This is a genomic window from Streptomyces sp. CLCI03, assembly GCF_053615355.1.
This window is the reverse complement of sequence record NZ_CM132132.1, coordinates 2565273-2582540: the sequence shown is the minus strand read 5'-3', so window position 1 is coordinate 2582540 and position 17268 is coordinate 2565273. Positions and strand designations below refer to the sequence as shown.

Below are 17268 nucleotides of genomic sequence, written 5' to 3'. Positions count from 1 at the left end.
CGAGACCCAAGGAAGAACGAGCATGTTCTCGACAGCCCTCGCCGAAGACGCCCAGCTGTTCCCGCTGGAGGCCCGGCACGCGGAGGAGTTCTTCGCGCACATCGAGCGCGGCCGCGCGTTCATAGGCCGCTACATCGGCTTCCCGGACCGGGCCGCCGACCTCGACTCCGCCCGGGCCCTGCTCGCCGAGTACGCGGTGAAGGCGGCCCAGGACGGCCCCCGGCTCTTCGGCATCCGGCTCGACGGCACGCTGGTGGGCGGGGTCCTCTTCCGGGTGTTCGAGGCCGATCGGGGGAACTGCGAGATCGGCTGCTGGCTGGAGCCCGACGCGGCCGGTCGAGGCCTGGTCACCAAGGCCTGCCAGGTCCTGATCGACTACGCCTTCGGTGAGCGCGGCATGCACCGCGTCGAGTGGCACGCCGCCGCCGGCAACACGAAGAGCCTCGCCGCGGCCGCCCGCCTCGGTATGACCCGCGACGGCGTCATGCGGGAGAACAACCTCCACCGCGGAGTCCGCCAGGACACCGAGATCTGGTCGATCCTCTCCCGCGAGTGGGCCGCGAACCGCTCCGCCTGAGCCCCGTCCGGGCCCCGTCCCGGGTCGCCCCGCCACGGGCCCCGCCGACCACGGGGCCCACCACGGCCGGAACCTGCGGATTCTCAGAAAACTCTCAGACAGGGCGCCTACGGTGCCCCGCATGGACACCACGAAGACCCCCGCCCCGAACGCCGCCGAGGCGGACACCGACCCGGTCGCCCTCGAAAAGACCGAGACCACCCAGCCGGCCGAGGCCGCAGCCGACTCCACGGTCACCGACAAGGTCACCGACGAGGTCACCGACGCGGACCTGGACGACGAGGCGCTCGCCGAGGACGAGGCCGAGGACCGGGAGCCGAGCCACGTCGGATCCGCGGCCTTCGCGATCGTCGCCGCGGGTCTCGGTGTCGTCGCCCTCAGCGGCAGCTGGGTCGCGGGCATCGTGTCCGAGCGTGCGAGCATCGCCGCCCGACTGGAGCTGACCCAGGCCGCCGACGCCAACGCGCAGATCGCCGCCCAGTTCGTCGACCCGTGGCACACCACCGCGATGGTGAACGGCATCTTCTCCGCCCTCGCCCTGATCGTCGCCACCTTCGTGCTGGCCCTCCCCGCCTTCAGCAGCCCCGAGCGGATCCTCCCCACCTGGGTTCGGTCCGTCTCCTGGGCGGGCATCGGACTGGGCGCCCTCGGCATCCTGCTCTTCGTCCTCATGTACTTCGACCTCCTCCTGGCCATTCCCAAGGCGGCCGGAGCCGGCGCCTAGGCACCCTCCTGGGGCAGCGCCTTAGACCCGCACGACCGACCAGGGGCTCCCCGGCCCCGGACTAAGGCGCCCCGCCCCCGGCAGATGCGGCATGCGACCGATGTGCCGGTACCCCCTGGGACGCGAATCTTGGATCACACCGAACGAGGTGCCCGAGCAACGCCACCAGGGAGCAGAGATGTTCGAGTACGAGATCGCCACCGCCGTCCGCAACGCCGACCTCATGCGTGAGGCGGCCGAGTACCGCGCGGCCCGGACGGCGGGGACGGCGCACCGCGCCTCCTCGCCGGACCAGGAACACGGGAGGCGGGTGAGAACCCTCCGGAGCCGGTTCACCCGCTCCGCCCGCTCCACCCCCGCGGCCCGCTCCGCGTGCTCCGCGCCGCGCGCCGCGTGAACTGACCCGTGATGAGAAGCGCACCGTCGGCGAGTGCCGCCGGGCAGGACCTCTGTGCGATGCTCGGCGGCGTGGAGAGCAGATCTGTCAGCCCGGTGTTCGTCGGCCGAGCCGATGAACTGGCCGTACTCACCGACGCACTGACCCGGGCCGCCGGGCGGGAACCGCAGGCGATGCTCATCGGGGGAGAGGCCGGAGTCGGCAAGACCCGCCTCACCGAGGAGTTCCTCTGCGAGGCGGACCGTCGCGGCGCCGTCGTCGCCGTCGGAGGCTGTGTGGAGATCGGGGCGGAGGGCCTTCCCTTCGCCCCGTTCTCGACGGCCCTGCGCACCCTGCACCGGCTGCTGCCCGAGGAGTTGGCCGCCGCTGCCGCCGGCCAGGAGGACGAACTCGCCCGCATCCTCCCCGAACTCGGCGACACCCCGCGCGGCCCCCACGACGAGGAGAGCACCGCCCGGCTCTTCGAACTGACCGCCCGCATGCTGGAGCGCCTCGCCGCCGACCGCACCGTCGTCCTCGTCCTGGAGGACCTGCACTGGGCGGACACCTCCACCCGGCACCTGCTCTCCTACCTCTTCCGCACCCTCGGCAGCGGCCGGCTCGTCGTCGTCGCCACCTACCGCGCGGACGACGTGCACCGGCGTCACCCGCTGCGCCCCCTCCTCGCCGAACTCGACCGGCTCCGCACCGTCCGACGCATCGAACTGGCCCGCTTCAACCGGGCCGAGGTACGCCGCCAACTCGCCGGGATCCTCGCCGCGCAGCCGGACGAGGCCTTCGTGGACTCCGTCTTCGACCGGTCCGACGGCAACGCCTTCTTCGTCGAGGAACTCGTCGCCTCCAAGGAGAGCGGCTGCCGCACCGGACTCACCGAATCCCTGCGCGACCTGCTCCTCGTCCGCGTCGAGGTGCTCCCCGACGAGACCCAACGGCTGGTGCGCATCGTCGCCGAGGGCGGCTCCACCGTGGAGTACCCGCTGCTGCGCGCCGTCGCCGGGCTCACCGAGGACGAGCTGATCGAGGCGCTGCGCGCCGCCGTCGGGGCCAACATCCTGCTCGCCACCGCCGACGGCGACGGCTACCGCTTCCGGCACTCCCTGGTCCGCGAGGCCGTCAGCGACGACCTGCTGCCCGGGGAGCGGGCCCGCGTCAACCGCCGCTACGCCGAGGCCATGGAGGCCGACGGTTCGCTGGTCCGGGCCGAGGAGCGGGTCATCCGGCTGGCCAGCTTCTGGTACCACGCCAACGATCCCGCCAAGGCGCTGCCCGCCGTACTGGCCGCCTCCGTGGCGGCCCGCCGCCGACACGCCTACTCGGAGCAACTGCGGCTGCTGGAGCGGGCCATGGACCTGTGGGACAGCGCCCCACCGAGCGTCCGCGAGGCGCTCCGCCCGGCGGACTACACCGAGGTGTACCCCCCGTGCGGCTGCGACCCGGCCACCACCGCCCTCCAACGGATCGACCTGCTGGCCGAGGCCACCGTCGCGGCACGCTACGGCGGCGAACGCGACCGCGCCCTGAAGATCACGAAGATGGCGCTGCGCCTGCTGGAGGACGACCACGACCCGCTCCGGGCCGCCTGGTTCTGGACCGAACGCTCCCGACTGATCGCCGGACTCGGGCGCGGCGACGGCTGGGAGGAGATAGCCAAGGCCCAGGACCTCGTCCGGGGGTTGCCCCCGTCCCAGGTGCACGCCGAGGTCCTGGTCCGGGCCGCGAGCTGGGGCATGCTCCACAACCCGGGCCCCGACAACCTCGCCGCCGCCGAACGCGCGGTCGAGTACGCGCGCATGGTCGGCGCCGAGGAGACCGAACTCAACGCCCGGATCACGGTCGGCGCTCTGCGCGCCGACTCCGGCGACGGAGCCGGCGGCCTCGCGGAGATGCACGCGGTCGTGGAACGGACCACGCAGCTCGGACTCACGATGCTGGCAGGGCGTGCGCATATCAATCTCACCTCTCAGCTGGAAAGTCTGGGACGGTCCCACGAAGCCGTGGAACTCGCCGAACAAGGGGCCGAACTGGTCCGGAGGTCCCGGCTCCTGGACAGCGAGGCCTGGGTCTGCGGGAACATGGCCGAGAGCCTCTACAGCCTCGGCCGCTGGGACGAGGCCGCCGAGGCGGCCCGGCGCACCCTGCTGGTGGGCCAGAGCGCCGCCCCGCGCGGCTGCGCCTCGGCCCGCCTCGCCTACCTGGCGCTGGCCCGAGGGGAGTTGGCCGAGGCGAACCACCAGCTCGCCGCGGCCCACACCCACTACGGCACCCACGAGACCCAGCCCCAGCATCAGATCCCGCTCCGCCGCCTCGCGATCGGCGTGGCCGCGGCGGAGGGCCGGATCGCCGACGTCCGCGCCGAGACCTCCGCTGCCACCGCCCACGGATTCCCGCTCGGGCAGCACCGCTACGCCTGGCCGCTGCTGCTCGCCGCCGCCACCGCGGAGGCGGACGCCCGGGGGCTCCCGGCCGCCGAGGCCGGCCGGGACGAGGCCCTGGCCGTGCTGCGTACCGCCGCCCGCTGCCTCGCCACCCCCGTCCCGGTGTGGGCCGCCCACGCCGAGTACGTCCGGGCCGAGCTGCTCCGGGCCGAGGCCCGGGACACCCCCGCCGACTGGACCGCCGTCGAGACGGCCGTCCGCCCGCTGGAACGCCCGTACCTGCTGGCCAAGGCCTGCCACAGGCTCGCCGAGGCCCTGCTGGCCGCCGGTGACCGGGAGCCCGCGGCCGCCCTGCTCCGCGAGGCCTACGCCACCGCCGAACGGATCGGCTCACGCACGCTGCGCGAGGACCTGGCCCTGCTGGCCCAGCGCGCCCGCCTCCCCCTGACCGACGCCGACCACGCCGTCGCCCCGCCGGCCCCCGAACCCGACCCGGTCGAGGCGCTCGGGCTGACCAGCCGCGAGCGGGACGTACTGCGCCTGGTGGCGGCCGGCAGCACCAACCGGAAGATCGCCGAGGAGCTCTTCATCTCCCCGAAGACCGCGAGCGTGCACGTCTCGAACATCCTCGCGAAGCTCGGCGTCGCCAGCCGCGGCGAGGCGGCCGCCCTCGCCCACCGGCTGCGCCTGTTCGCCGCGCCCGCCCCGGTCAGTCCTCGTCCGGAGGCTGCTCGTCCAGGCGTATGAGCACCTTGCCGGAGTCGAGGTCTATCGGACCCCGTCCCGGATCGTTGTCATTGACGTCGGTCCGGGACAGCTCCAGCCGCTTCTTCTCCTCGTTCGTGTGCTTGCGTCCGGGGTTGAACAGCTCCTCGATCATGTTGAACACCGCGCCCACCACACCCTTCGTCGCCTGCCCGGGATCTGTCGGTCACCGCACGGTCAGGGTCAGGATCCTGTCGTCGCCCGCTTCCGGTGACCCGCGTCCGTCCGTCTCGCTCGTGACCAGCAGCATGCGGTCCCCGCCCAGCGGCACCACCGTCCGCAGTCGGCCGTACTCGCCCTCAAGGAAGGCCTCGGGCCCGGCCACCGGCTCCGTCCCGGCCAGCGGGATGCGCCACAGCCGCTTGCCCTTCAGCCCGGCCATCCATATCGAGCCCTCCGCCCAAGCGATCCCGCTCGGCGAGGCCTCATCGGTCTTCCACACGGCCACCGGGTCCTTGAAGCCGGGCTTTCCCGCCTTCCCCTCGGCCTCGGGCCAGCCGTAGTTGGCACCGGGCTCGATCAGATTCAGCTCGTCCCAGGTGTTCTGGCCGAACTCGGCCGCCCACAGCCGTTTGTCCTTGTCCCAGGCGAGGCCCTGCACATTGCGGTGCCCGTAGGAGTAGACGACGGAATCCGCCTCCGGATTGCCGTGCACCGGATCCCCGTCCGGGGTCATCCGCAGGATCTTGCCGCCCAGCGACTCCTTGTCCTGCGCGAGCCCGGTGTCACCGGTCTCACCCGTCCCCGCGTAGAGCATCTTGTCCGGGCCGAACGCGATCCGGCCGCCGTTGTGGATGAGGCCTTTGGGAATCCCCCGGAACACCGTGTCCGGGGCGCCCAGTTGCTGCCCGGCAGGTCTCTGCTCGTCGTACCGCAGCCGGGCGATGCGGTTGTCGGACTCGGTCGTGAAGTACACGTACACCAGACGGTCCGACGCGAAGGTCGGCGACAGCGCGAGGCCCAGGAGTCCGCCCTCCCCGCCCGGCGCCACCCCCGGCACCTCGCCGATCGGGGTCACCGCCCCCGACCCCGCCGCGACCCTGCTGATCGTCCCCTTGTCCCGCGAGGCCACCAGCAGGTCCCCGCCCGGCAGCGGGGCCACACCCCACGGCGACTCCAGCCCCTTGGCCACCTCGCCGGTCACCGTCACGGCCCCCTTCGCCGGCGGCCCGGTGGTCTCCGGGGACGCGGACGGTCTCCCCGACGGCCCCGGTGACCCGGCGCCCGCCGAGGCCGTGCCCGGTGGGGAGCCGCCCGGCCCCGTGCCCGGTGCGCCCTGCGGCGCACACCCCGCCGCCAGCAGAGCGCCGCAGCCGGCCAGCGCGAACGCCGCCAGCACCCCCCGGCGCCACCCGCCCACGCGCTCGGATCCCGCCTGCCCGGGAGAACTTCCGTATCGCATCGCCCTGCTCCCTTCCGGTCCTCCGATCGTGCCCTTCATCCGTCTCAACAGCTCCGGCAGTTCACGAAGTTCCACCACTCGTACACTCGATCGAGTGGTTGTCGCGCCGACCCGCGCCGGCCCAGCGCCGACCCCGCGCCGACCAGGGTCAGTCCCAGGCTCCCACCTCGACCGGAAGGGACGCGATCTCGGTCAGGTCGTCGGCCGAGAGCCGGACCTCCGCCGCCCGCGCGTTCTCCGCCGCCCACGGCGCCCGGTCGGCCCCCGGCACCGGCACCACCTGCGGCCCCTGCGCCAGCACCCAGGCCAGCGCCACCTGCGCGACCGTGACCTCGGGGCCGTGCCGCCGGGCCACCTGCCGCAGCCCCGCCAGCAGCACCTGGTTCGACGCCATCGCCTCGGCCGTGAACCGCGGATGCCGGGCCCGCACGTCCTGCGGCTCGAACCCCTCACCCGGCGTGAGGGTCCCCGTGAGGAACCCGCTGCCGAGCGGCATCGCCGCCAGGAACCCGACCCCGCGGGCCGCACACCACGGCAGCAGCTGCCACGCCGCCTGCGGGGACCACACCGACAACTCCGCCTGCACCGCGCTCACCGGGAACACCTGCTGCAGTCGCTCCAGGTGCCGCAGGGTGGTCCGGTACCCCCGGTCCCCGCTCCGCCCGGCTCCCGGCCCGGCCCCGGCGCCCAGCGCGCAGAAACCGAGCGCCCGCACCTTGCCCGCGCCCACCAGCTCGGCCATGGCCCCCCAGGTCTCCTCCACCGGCACGTCCGGATCCACCCGGTGCAGCTGGTAGAGGTCTATGACATCGGTCCGCAGCCGCCGCAGCGAGGCGTCGCACGCCCGCCGGAGATAGCCGGGCCGCCCGTCGGCGACCACGTGCTGGTCACCCGCCCGCAGACCCACCTTCGCCGAGACGAACGCCTCGGACCGCCGCTCCCGCAACACCCGACCGAGCAGCAGCTCATTGGTGAACGGCCCGTACACGTCGGCCGTGTCCAGCAGGTTCGACCCCAGGTCCAGCGCCGTGTGCACGGCGGCCAGCGACTCCTGCCCCCGCCGCCGTGACGGCGCGTACGCCCAGCTCATCGGCATACAGCCGAGGCCGACGGCGCCCACCGTCAGCGCCCCCGCCCCGATCGACCTGCGCTCCACCCCTGCGTCCCCCTCCGGTTCCGGCCATCAAACTAACGGCTTGATCCGGATGCCTTGGCATAGCCTCGTGATCATGACTGCAATGACCCCGGATGTCTGGCTCCCGTTCCCCGCCGAGGAGATCGAGGGCCTCCCCGACTCCTTCCGGTACCGCCTCTGGGACGGCGAGGACGCCTTCCCGGCCGATCCCGCCGACTGCGTCTTCTACGTGACGCCCTACATGAAGTCCCCCGAGGTCACCGTGCGCCCGCTGGCGGCGATGCCCGCGGTCCAGGTCGTCCAGACACTGACCGCCGGCATCGACGACGTGCTGGGCCGCCTCGGCGACCTGCGTCCCGGCGTACGGCTGTGCAACGCGGTCGGGGTCCACACGGCCAGCACCGCCGAACTCGCCCTCGCGCTGACCCTCGCCTCCCTGCGCGGCATCCCCGGCATGGTCCGCGGTCAGGACCGCGAGGAATGGCGCTCCGGCTTCTACGACGCCCTCGCGGACAAGTCGGTTCTGATCATCGGCTACGGATCGATCGGCTCCGCCATCGAGGACCGGCTCGTGGCCTTCGAATGCGGCCCGGTCGCACGGGTGGCGCGTACGGCACGGGCCGGCGCGCGCGGGCCCGTGCACGCCCTCGCCGACCTCCCCGCGCTCCTGCCCGGCGCCGACGTGGTGATCCTCGTGACCCCGCTGACCGACGCCACCCGGGGCCTGGTCGGCGCCGACTTCCTCGCACGGATGAAGGACGGCGCCCTGCTGGTGAACGTGGCGCGCGGTCCCGTCGTCGACACCAAGTCCCTGCTGGCGGAGGTGGAGTCGGGCCGACTGCGCGCGGCACTCGACGTCACCGACCCGGAACCGCTGCCCGCCGGTCACCCGCTCTGGCATGCTCCGAATGTCCTGATCACACCTCATGTCGGCGGCAGCAGCTCGGCGTTCGAGCCGAGGGCCAAGCGGCTGCTGGCCCGCCAGCTCACCCGGTTCGCCGCCGGAGAGCCGGTGGAGCACACGGTGTTGATCACCGAGTGACGCGTGATGCCCACGCTCCGCAGTCACTCGAATGCGCTGCGTGGGCACAACTCCCCGATCGGTAACGGAGAGTAGAGAGACTATGTCTCTGAGTGACGAAAGTGGTGTATCGTCCGGAAGAAGGGGCTGCGCCACGAACGTCTGGCGCTGGGGAGTGATCGGACACTTTGGGGGGCGACGGGCGATGCACGGCCAATGGACGAAGGATCCGATGCGGTACAGCCGCCGGAGGCGACGCGGCCGAGACTGGGCTGCACGGGAACCAGGCAGCGAGGGGGACCGGTGAGTACCCCGGGGGCGGCCCTCCTGAACCGGGGCGGAGGCAAGGGTCTGGCGATGCAGCTGCTCCTCGCGGTGGTCAGCGGCGGGTACGCCGTCGGCGCCGCCCTCAACTGGGGCTCGGAGGAAGTCGCCGAGATCATGGGCGACTTCGGACTCAGCGCGGCCGGCTTACTCGCCGCGGTCTCCTGCTACTCCTACGCCAGGGCGATCGACAGCCGCGAACGCCCCGCCTGGTTGCTCTTCGCCTTCTCCTCCCTCATGGGAGCCTGCGGGAACGCGGTCTGGGGCTGGTACGAGGTGATCCTGGGCGAGGAAGTGCCGAAACCCTCGCTCGCCGACTTCGCCTTCCTCTGCTTCGCCCCGCCCGCCATCGTGGGTCTGCTCGTCCTCGCCAAACGCCCGGTCACCCGCGCCGGCTGGGTGTGCCTCGGACTCGACTCCTGGCTCATCGGCGGCTCCCTGCTCACCCTCTCCTGGAGCCTGGCCCTGGCCCACGCGGCGCGGACCGCCCAGTCGGGGGCCCCCGGCAGCGTCCCGCGCGCCGCGCTCTCCCTCGCCTACCCGCTCCTGGACATCGCGCTCGTCTCGATGGTCCTGGTCCTGCACTTCCGGCGCAGCGAGACCAACCGGTCCGCCGTCAACACCGCCATCGCGGCCCTGGCCCTGACCGTGCTCAGCGACGCCCTGTTCACCTCGCCCCTGCTGAGCGCCGAGTACCAGTCCGGACAGCTGCTCGACGCCGGCTGGTTCGCCGGATCGCTGCTCCTGGCCTACGCGCCCTGGGGCGCCCGGCGCCTCCACCCGGGTCCGGAGCCGGCCGGACGCCCGCGGATCGACCGGACGCACAGCCGCCCGATCACCGGCTCGCTGCCCGCCCTCACCCCGTACCTCGCGGCCGCCGTGTGCACCCTCGGGATCCTGTACAACGTCGTGGACGGCCGGAAGGTGGACCGGATGGTCGTCTTCACCGGCTGCACGGTCGTGCTCGCCCTCGTCATCCGGCAGGGCATCATGCTCCTCGACAACATCGCGCTGACCCAGGAACTGGCCCAGAAGGAGAACCACTTCCGCTCCCTGGTCCAGGGCTCCAGCGACGTCATCATGATCGCCGCACCCACCGGGACCCTGCGCTACGTCAGCCCCGCCGCCGCCGGGGTCTACGGCCGTGAGGCGGAGGAGCTGGTCGGTACCGAGCTCGCCACCCTGATCCACCCCGACGACCTCGGCCGGGTGGTCCACGAGGTGCGCCGCTTCCTCGCCGCGCCGCCTACCGAGGAGCCCACCACCCGCATCGAGTGCCGCTTCAAATCGGGCGGCGGCGAATGGCTCAACGTCGAGTCCACCGTCAACCGGCACCAGGGCGGGCTCATCCTCAACAGTCGGGACGTCACCGAACGGGTCCGGCTCCAGGCCCAGCTCCAGCACAGCGCCGAACACGACCCGCTGACCGACCTGCCCAACCGGGCCCTGTTCACCCGGCGCGTGCGCCAGGCCCTGACCGGCCGGCGCGCGGGCGACCACAGCACCGCCGTGCTCTTCATCGACCTCGACGGCTTCAAGGCGGTCAACGACACCATCGGCCACCAGGCCGGTGACGAACTGCTCGTCGAGGCCGCGCGCCGGCTCCAGGACTCGGTCCGCGCCGGGGACACCGCGGCCCGCCTCGGCGGCGACGAGTTCGCCGCGCTGATCCTGGGCGACGGCAGTCGCGACCCCGGCGCCCGCGAGTGCCAGGTGCGTGAGATCGCCGACCGGCTGCGCACCACCCTCTCCCAGCCGTACCGGATCGGCGGCAGCGAGGTCCGCGTCGCCGCGAGCATCGGGGCGGCCTTCGCCGACCCGGGCATCACCCCTTCGGACCTGATGCGCAACGCGGATCTCGCGATGTACCGGGCCAAGGCCGGCGGCAAGGACCGCGTCGAGATGTACGCCCCCCAGATGCAGGCCGAGGTCGTACGCAAGGCCGAGCTGGCCGGCAGGCTGCGGACCGCGTTGCACGAGGGCGAGTTCGCCCTGCTGCACCAGCCCGTGGTCTCGCTGGCCACCGGCGAGGTGTCGGCCGTGGCCGCGCAGGCCCGCTGGCGCTCCGCCCAGGGGATCCTCTTCACCCCCGCGGAGTTCCTCCGGGTCGCCGAGTACAGCGAGGGCGGTGCCGGCGGGGCGGGTGGCCCCGGCGCCGCCGGCCACGACGCCTCCCGCACCGCCGAGCTGGGGCGCTGGCTGCTGGAGGAGGCCGTGGAGCAGGCCGCCGACCGGCACCGGGCCGGGCACGACGTGCCCGTGGCCGTGCGGATGACCGCCCAGAGACTCCTGGACCGATCCATGCCGCTCGGCTCCGTGGAGGCCCTGCTGACCCGGCACGGGCTGCCCTCCGGGGCCTTGGTCCTGGAGCTGGCCGTATCCGACCCCAGAGTGCCCTTCGACGACCTGGAGCGCCGTCTCGCGGCCCTGCACCGGCTCGGGGTGGGTATCTCCCTGGACGGCTTCGGCAGCGGCTACGCGGCCATCAGCGCCCTGCGTCGCCTCCCCGTGGACATGCTCAAGCTGGACCGGGGTCTGGTGGAGGGCGTGGTCGAGTCCGCCCGGCTGCACAAGATCACCGCCGGTCTCTTGCGGATCGCAAACGACCTGGGCATGCGGTCGGTGGCAGACGGGGTGGACCTGCCCGAGCAGGTCCTGGCACTGCGCGCGATGGGGTGCACGCACGGTCAGGGAATGGCGTTTTCCGGCCCGCTCGACGAGTACAGGCTGCGGCGTGCGCTGGTGCGCGGTACGTTCCCAGTACCGGGCGGAGCGGCCCAACCAGCACTGGCCGGTGGTTCCCCCGGGGGCTCCATGGCCATCCGTAGAGGCTCACATAATGAGACGCCCGTCCCACCTACTTGACATCACCCTCCCGCCAGAGGGAGGGTCAATGCCATGCGCACCCGAATTCTCGTACTTGGAAAGCGCGTCGGCTGAAGCTGGGACCTGCATGTCCCCGCTCAACACCCCCGACGCGCTCCCCTCGCTTGCCTCTTGGCACGAGGGGTTTTTTGTTGCACTGGCACAGAGTCGAATCCGCGTAAAACCCTCAGCTTCGAGAAGAGAATGCCGATGACCGAGCAGGCCACCGGGGCCCACCATCCGCAGCCGCGGCCCCGTTCCGGCGGACAGCAGTCCGCCGCAGTTGAGCACGTCACGGGTGCGCAGTCCCTCATCCGCTCTCTCGAAGAGGTGGGGTGCGACACCGTCTTCGGTATTCCGGGCGGCGCCATCCTTCCCGCGTACGACCCGATGATGGACTCCAAGAAGGTCCGTCACATCCTGGTCCGCCACGAGCAGGGGGCAGGCCACGCCGCCACCGGCTACGCCCAGGCCACCGGCAAGGTCGGCGTCTGTATGGCCACGTCCGGCCCGGGCGCCACCAACCTCGTCACCCCGATCGCCGACGCGCACATGGACTCCGTCCCGCTCGTCGCGATCACCGGCCAGGTCTCCTCCAAGGCGATCGGCACCGACGCCTTCCAGGAGGCGGACATCGTCGGCATCACGATGCCGATCACCAAGCACAACTTCCTGGTCACCAAGGCCGAGGACATCCCGCGGACGATCGCCGAGGCGTTCCACATCGCGGCCACCGGGCGCCCCGGCCCGGTCCTGGTCGACATCGCCAAGGACGCCCTGCAGGCGAAGACCACCTTCTCGTGGCCGCCCGCCCAGGACCTCCCCGGTTACCGGCCGGTCACCAAGCCCCACGCCAAGCAGATCCGCGAGGCGGCCAAGCTCATCTGCCAGGCCAAGCGCCCGGTCCTGTACGTCGGCGGCGGCGTCATGAAGTCCGGCGCGACCGCCGAACTGAAGGTCCTCGCCGAGCTGACCGGCGTCCCGGTCTGCACCACCCTGATGGCGCTGGGCTCCTTCCCCGACAGCCACCCGCTGCACGTCGGCATGCCCGGCATGCACGGCTCCGTCACCGGCGTCACCGCGCTGCAGAAGTCGGACCTGCTGATCGCGCTCGGCACCCGTTTCGACGACCGCGTCACCGGCAAGCTGGACAGCTTCGCCCCCTTCGCCAAGATCATCCACGCGGACATCGACCCGGCCGAGATCGGCAAGAACCGCGCGGTCGACGTCCCGATCGTCGGAGACGCCCGCGAGGTCATCGCCGACCTGATCCAGGCCGTCCAGGCCGAGCACACCGAGGGCAACGCCGGCGACTACACCGCGTGGTGGAACGACCTCAGCCGCTGGCGCGACACCTACCCGCTGGGCTACGACCTGCCCGCCGACGGCAGCCTCTCCCCGCAGCAGGTCATCGAGCGGATCGGCGCGCTCGCCCCGAAGAGCACGATCTTCGCGGCCGGCGTCGGCCAGCATCAGATGTGGGCCTCCCACTTCGTCAAGTACGAGGAGCCCCGCACCTGGCTGAACTCCGGCGGCGCCGGAACCATGGGCTACGCGGTCCCCGCCGCGATGGGCGCCAAGGTCGGCATGCCCGAGCGCACGGTCTGGGCGATCGACGGCGACGGCTGCTTCCAGATGACCAATCAGGAACTGGTCACCTGCGCCCTGAACAACATCCCGATCAAGGTCGCGATCATCAACAACGGTGCGCTGGGCATGGTCCGCCAGTGGCAGACGCTGTTCTACAACCAGCGGTACTCCAACACCGTCCTGCACGCCGACGAGACCGGTCACGACACGGTCGGCTCGCAGCTCGGCGAGTCCGTCGCGCCCCGCAAGGGCACGCGCGTCCCGGACTTCGTCAAGCTGTCGGAGGCCATGGGCTGCGTGGCGCTGCGCTGCGAGGACCCGGCCGACCTGGACAAGGTCATCGCCGAGGCCAACGCCATCAACGACCGCACCGTCGTGATCGACTTCATCGTCCACGAGGACGCCATGGTGTGGCCGATGGTCGCCGCCGGTACCTCCAACGACGAGGTCATGGCAGCCCGGGGCGTCCGTCCCGACTTCGGCGACAACGAAGACGACTGAGCCGAGAGAGCCGAGAGAGAGAACGCCCCACATGTCCAAGCACACGCTCTCCGTCCTGGTCGAGAACACGCCCGGCATCCTCGCCCGGATCGCCGCCCTGTTCTCCCGCCGCGGGTTCAACATCGATTCCCTCGCGGTCGGCGTCACCGAGCACCCCGACATCTCCCGCATCACCATCGTCGTCAACGTCGAGGACCTCCCGCTGGAGCAGGTGACCAAGCAGCTGAACAAGCTGGTCAACGTGCTCAAGATCGTCGAGCTGGAGTCCCACAACGCCATCGAGCGTGAGCTCGTCCTGGTGAAGGTCCGCGCCGACAACGAGACCCGGTCGCAGATCGTCGAGATCGTCCAGCTGTTCCGCGCCAAGACGGTCGACGTCTCCCCGGAGGCCGTCACCATCGAGGCCACCGGCGGCTCCGACAAGCTCGGCGCGATGCTCAAGATGCTGGAGCCCTTCGGCATCAAGGAGCTCGTCCAGTCCGGCACGATCGCCATAGGGCGTGGCGGCCGGTCCATCACGGACCGCAGTCTGCGCGCGCTCGACCGCAGCGCCTGACCCGGCCGGCACGGCGGCCGCGGCACAGCGGCCGCCGGAGCCGCGGCAGACACGCTCGGCCCGCATAGCGAGACCGAGAAACTCAGATTCCGTTCCCCGCCGTACGGTGGGAGCAACACCAGCGCACCAAGGAGATATCCCAGTGGCCGAGCTGTTCTACGAGAACGACGCCGACCTGTCCATCATCCAGGGCCGCAAGGTCGCGGTCATCGGTTACGGCAGCCAGGGCCACGCCCACGCGCTGTCGCTCCGTGACTCCGGCGTCGACGTCGTCGTCGGTCTGAAGGAGGGCTCGAAGTCCAAGGCCAAGGCCGAGGAGCAGGGTCTGAAGGTCGTCCCCGTGGCCGAGGCCGCCGCCTGGGCGAACGTCATCATGATCCTCACCCCGGACCCGCTGCAGGCCGAGATCTACGAGGAGTCCATCAAGGAGCACCTCGAGGAGGGCGACGCGCTCTTCTTCGGCCACGGTTTCAACGTCCGCTACGGCTTCATCAAGCCCCCGACCAACGTGGACGTCGCGCTCGTCGCCCCGAAGGGCCCGGGCCACCTGGTCCGCCGTCAGTACGAGGAGGGCCGCGGCGTTCCCTGCATCGCCGCCGTCGAGCAGGACTTCAGCGGCTCCGCCTTCGCGCTCGCGCTCTCGTACGCGGCCGGCATCGGCGGCACCCGCGCCGGCGTCATCAAGACCACCTTCACCGAGGAGACCGAGACCGACCTGTTCGGTGAGCAGGCCGTCCTCTGCGGTGGCGCCTCCGCGCTGGTCAAGGCCGGTTTCGAGACCCTGACCGAGGCCGGCTACCAGCCGGAGATCGCGTACTTCGAGTGCCTGCACGAGCTGAAGCTCATCGTGGACCTCATGTACGAGGGTGGCCTGGAGAAGATGCGCTGGTCGGTCTCCGAGACCGCCGAGTGGGGCGACTACATCACGGGCCCGCGCGTCATCACCGACGCCACCAAGGCCGAGATGAAGAAGGTCCTCGCGGAGATCCAGAGCGGCGAGTTCGCCAACACCTGGATGGCCGAGTACAAGGCCGGTCTGCCGAAGTACAACGAGTACAAGAAGGCCGACGAGGAGCACCTGCTGGAGACCACCGGCAAGAAGCTGCGCAAGCTGATGAGCTGGGTCGACAACGACGAGAGCTGATCTCGTGACGGCGGGGCCGGGACACGCGAGTCCCGGCCCCGCCGCGCATCACCGGACGGGTGTCGCGCGCCGGGAATCCGGCCCCGGCGGGCGCGGCTTGTCCACCCCGGCCAACCACGGACGGGTGATCCTTCCGTACAGGCGGAAATCCGGCCCGCCGGCGCCACTACACTGCTCAACACATACGCGTCAGGCCCACAGTGTCGTGCGTCTTCCACGCGGCTACCCCCTCCACCGCCTGCGGCCGTCGGGACGGCCGTCCGCACTGGACTTGTGAGGACCCACGTGAGCTCGAAACCTGTCGTACTCATCGCCGAAGAGCTGTCGCCCGCCACCGTCGAGGCGCTGGGCCCGGACTTCGAGATCCGGCACTGCAACGGCGCGGACCGCGCCGAGCTGCTGCCCGCGATCGTCGACGTCGACGCGATCCTCGTCCGCTCCGCCACCAAGGTCGACGCCGAGGCGATCGCCGCGGCCAAGAAGCTGCGGGTCGTCGCGCGCGCCGGTGTCGGTCTGGACAACGTGGACGTCTCGTCCGCCACCAAGGCCGGCGTGATGGTCGTCAACGCGCCGACCTCGAACATCGTGACCGCGGCCGAGCTGGCCTGCGGCCTGCTCGTCGCCACCGCCCGCAACATTCCGCAGGCCAACACCGCCCTGAAGAACGGCGAGTGGAAGCGGAACAAGTACACGGGTGTCGAGCTCAGCGAGAAGACCCTCGGCGTCGTCGGCCTCGGCCGCATCGGTGTCCTGGTGGCGCAGCGCATGTCGGCCTTCGGCATGAAGATCGTCGCGTACGACCCCTACGTACAGCCCGCGCGCGCCGCCCAGATGGGCGTCAAGATGCTGACGCTGGACGAGCTCCTGGAGGTCGCCGACTTCATCACCGTGCACCTGCCCAAGACCCCCGAGACCCTCGGTCTCATCGGGGACGAGGCCCTGCACAAGGTGAAGCCGTCGGTCCGCATCGTCAACGCCGCCCGCGGCGGGATCGTCGACGAGGCCGCCCTGTACACGGCCATCAAGGAGGGCCGCGTCGCCGGCGCCGGCCTCGACGTGTACGCCAAGGAGCCCTGCACGGACTCCCCGCTCTTCGAGCTCGACCAGGTCGTCTGCACCCCGCACCTCGGCGCGTCCACGGACGAGGCCCAGGAGAAGGCCGGTGTCTCGGTCGCCAAGTCGGTGCGCCTCGCGCTCGCCGGTGAGCTCGTACCGGACGCCGTCAACGTCCAGGGCGGCGTCATCGCCGAGGACGTCCGTCCGGGTCTGCCGCTCGCCGAGAAGCTCGGCCGCATCTTCACCGCCCTCGCGGGCGAGGTCGCGGTCCGCCTCGACGTCGAGGTCTGCGGCGAGATCACCCAGCACGACGTCAAGGTGCTGGAACTCTCCGCCCTCAAGGGTGTCTTCGAGGACGTCGTCGACGAGACGGTCTCCTACGTCAACGCCCCGCTGTTCGCGCAGGAGCGCGGCGTCGAGGTGCGGCTGACCACCAGCTCGGAGTCCCCGGACCACCGCAACGTGGTCACCGTGCGCGGCACCCTGTCGGACGGTCAGGAGGTTTCGGTCTCCGGCACGCTCGCGGGCCCGAAGCACCTTCAGAAGATCGTCGGCGTCGGCGAGTACGACGTGGACCTGTCGCTCGCCGACCACATGGTGGTCCTGCGCTACACCGACCGCCCCGGCGTGGTCGGCACCGTCGGCCGCGTGCTCGGCGAGGGCGGTCTGAACATCGCGGGCATGCAGGTCGCCCGTGCCGAGGCGCACGGTGAGGCGCTCGCCGTCCTCACCGTCGACGCCGCCGTTCCGGCGAACGTCCTCGCGGACATCGCCACCGAGATCGGCGCCGTCTCGGCGCGCACGGTCAGCCTCGCCTGAACCCGCGAGGGTGATGA

Annotated in this window: 13 protein-coding genes; 10 read left to right on the top strand and 3 right to left on the bottom strand. The window is 71.6% G+C overall.

Annotation, left to right across the window (positions count from 1 at the left end; all coding sequences use genetic code 11):
* The first annotated feature begins 22 nt into the window (after window positions 1-22).
* The 4 genes from ACWG52_RS11595 to ACWG52_RS11580 all read left to right on the top strand — a co-directional run bounded on the left by ACWG52_RS11595 (window position 23) and on the right by ACWG52_RS11580 (window position 4820).
* A complete protein-coding gene (locus tag ACWG52_RS11595; protein WP_453128625.1) occupies window positions 23-577 on the top strand; it encodes a GNAT family N-acetyltransferase in 555 nt (184 codons plus the stop codon).
* Between the two features lie 121 nt (window positions 578-698).
* Window positions 699-1301: a hypothetical protein gene (locus ACWG52_RS11590; protein ID WP_389805360.1), complete on the top strand. Its 603-nt coding sequence runs from the start codon at window positions 699-701 to the stop codon at window positions 1299-1301.
* A gap of 178 nt (window positions 1302-1479) precedes the next feature.
* Window positions 1480-1698 (top strand): hypothetical protein, encoded by a 219-nt coding sequence (locus ACWG52_RS11585; protein ID WP_389805357.1) that lies wholly within the window; start codon window positions 1480-1482, stop codon window positions 1696-1698.
* Window positions 1699-1757: 59 nt separating this feature from the next.
* Entirely contained in the window at window positions 1758-4820 is a 3063-nt protein-coding gene (locus ACWG52_RS11580) for a helix-turn-helix transcriptional regulator (RefSeq protein WP_453129060.1), read from the top strand.
* Here ACWG52_RS11580 and ACWG52_RS11575 read toward each other — a convergent pair.
* The 3 genes from ACWG52_RS11575 to ACWG52_RS11565 all read right to left on the bottom strand — a co-directional run bounded on the left by ACWG52_RS11575 (window position 4783) and on the right by ACWG52_RS11565 (window position 7396).
* Entirely contained in the window at window positions 4783-4953 is a 171-nt protein-coding gene (locus ACWG52_RS11575; RefSeq protein WP_389806120.1) for a DUF6191 domain-containing protein, read from the bottom strand. The genes ACWG52_RS11580 and ACWG52_RS11575 overlap by 38 nt on opposite strands.
* 51 nt (window positions 4954-5004) lie before the next feature.
* Window positions 5005-6240 carry a PQQ-dependent sugar dehydrogenase gene (locus ACWG52_RS11570; protein ID WP_389805355.1) on the bottom strand — a complete coding sequence of 412 codons (1236 nt, stop codon included), beginning with the start codon at window positions 6238-6240 and terminating at the stop codon, window positions 5005-5007.
* 148 nt (window positions 6241-6388) lie between these two features.
* A complete protein-coding gene (locus ACWG52_RS11565; protein ID WP_326749028.1) occupies window positions 6389-7396 on the bottom strand; it encodes an aldo/keto reductase in 1008 nt (335 codons plus the stop codon).
* Window positions 7397-7469: 73 nt separating this feature from the next.
* On the opposite strand from ACWG52_RS11565, the gene ACWG52_RS11560 reads away from it, so the two are divergent.
* The 6 genes from ACWG52_RS11560 to serA all read left to right on the top strand — a co-directional run bounded on the left by ACWG52_RS11560 (window position 7470) and on the right by serA (window position 17251).
* Window positions 7470-8417 (top strand): 2-hydroxyacid dehydrogenase, encoded by a 948-nt coding sequence (locus ACWG52_RS11560; protein ID WP_266353373.1) that lies wholly within the window; start codon window positions 7470-7472, stop codon window positions 8415-8417.
* Between the two features lie 282 nt (window positions 8418-8699).
* Entirely contained in the window at window positions 8700-11585 is a 2886-nt protein-coding gene (locus tag ACWG52_RS11555; protein ID WP_453128622.1) for a putative bifunctional diguanylate cyclase/phosphodiesterase, read from the top strand.
* Window positions 11586-11789: 204 nt separating this feature from the next.
* Window positions 11790-13676: an acetolactate synthase large subunit gene (locus ACWG52_RS11550; RefSeq protein ID WP_030725488.1), complete on the top strand. Its 1887-nt coding sequence runs from the start codon at window positions 11790-11792 to the stop codon at window positions 13674-13676.
* A 31-nt stretch (window positions 13677-13707) separates the two neighbouring features.
* Complete coding sequence (gene ilvN, locus ACWG52_RS11545; protein WP_030010002.1) at window positions 13708-14232, top strand: acetolactate synthase small subunit; 525 nt, start codon at window positions 13708-13710, stop codon at window positions 14230-14232.
* Window positions 14233-14374: 142 nt separating this feature from the next.
* Complete coding sequence (gene ilvC, locus ACWG52_RS11540; RefSeq protein WP_375939255.1) at window positions 14375-15376, top strand: ketol-acid reductoisomerase; 1002 nt, start codon at window positions 14375-14377, stop codon at window positions 15374-15376.
* Window positions 15377-15661: 285 nt separating this feature from the next.
* Window positions 15662-17251, top strand: a complete 1590-nt coding sequence (gene serA / locus ACWG52_RS11535; protein WP_389805345.1) for a phosphoglycerate dehydrogenase — start codon at window positions 15662-15664, stop codon at window positions 17249-17251.
* Window positions 17252-17268: the final 17 nt, after the last annotated feature.

Bases quoted from the DNA above. Each gene is read 5' to 3' on its own strand.
- ilvN (WP_030010002.1), top strand. From the start codon at position 13,708: ATGTCCAAGCACACGCTCTCCGTCCTGGTCGAGAACACGCCCGGCATC.
- ACWG52_RS11585 (WP_389805357.1), top strand. From the start codon at position 1,480: ATGTTCGAGTACGAGATCGCCACCGCCGTCCGCAACGCCGACCTCATG.
- ACWG52_RS11580 (WP_453129060.1), top strand. From the start codon at position 1,758: ATGCTCGGCGGCGTGGAGAGCAGATCTGTCAGCCCGGTGTTCGTCGGC.
- ACWG52_RS11560 (WP_266353373.1), top strand. From the start codon at position 7,470: ATGACTGCAATGACCCCGGATGTCTGGCTCCCGTTCCCCGCCGAGGAG.
- ACWG52_RS11595 (WP_453128625.1), top strand. From the start codon at position 23: ATGTTCTCGACAGCCCTCGCCGAAGACGCCCAGCTGTTCCCGCTGGAG.
- ACWG52_RS11590 (WP_389805360.1), top strand. From the start codon at position 699: ATGGACACCACGAAGACCCCCGCCCCGAACGCCGCCGAGGCGGACACC.
- ACWG52_RS11570 (WP_389805355.1), bottom strand. From the start codon at position 6,240: ATGCGATACGGAAGTTCTCCCGGGCAGGCGGGATCCGAGCGCGTGGGC.
- ACWG52_RS11550 (WP_030725488.1), top strand. From the start codon at position 11,790: ATGCCGATGACCGAGCAGGCCACCGGGGCCCACCATCCGCAGCCGCGG.
- ACWG52_RS11575 (WP_389806120.1), bottom strand. From the start codon at position 4,953: ATGATCGAGGAGCTGTTCAACCCCGGACGCAAGCACACGAACGAGGAG.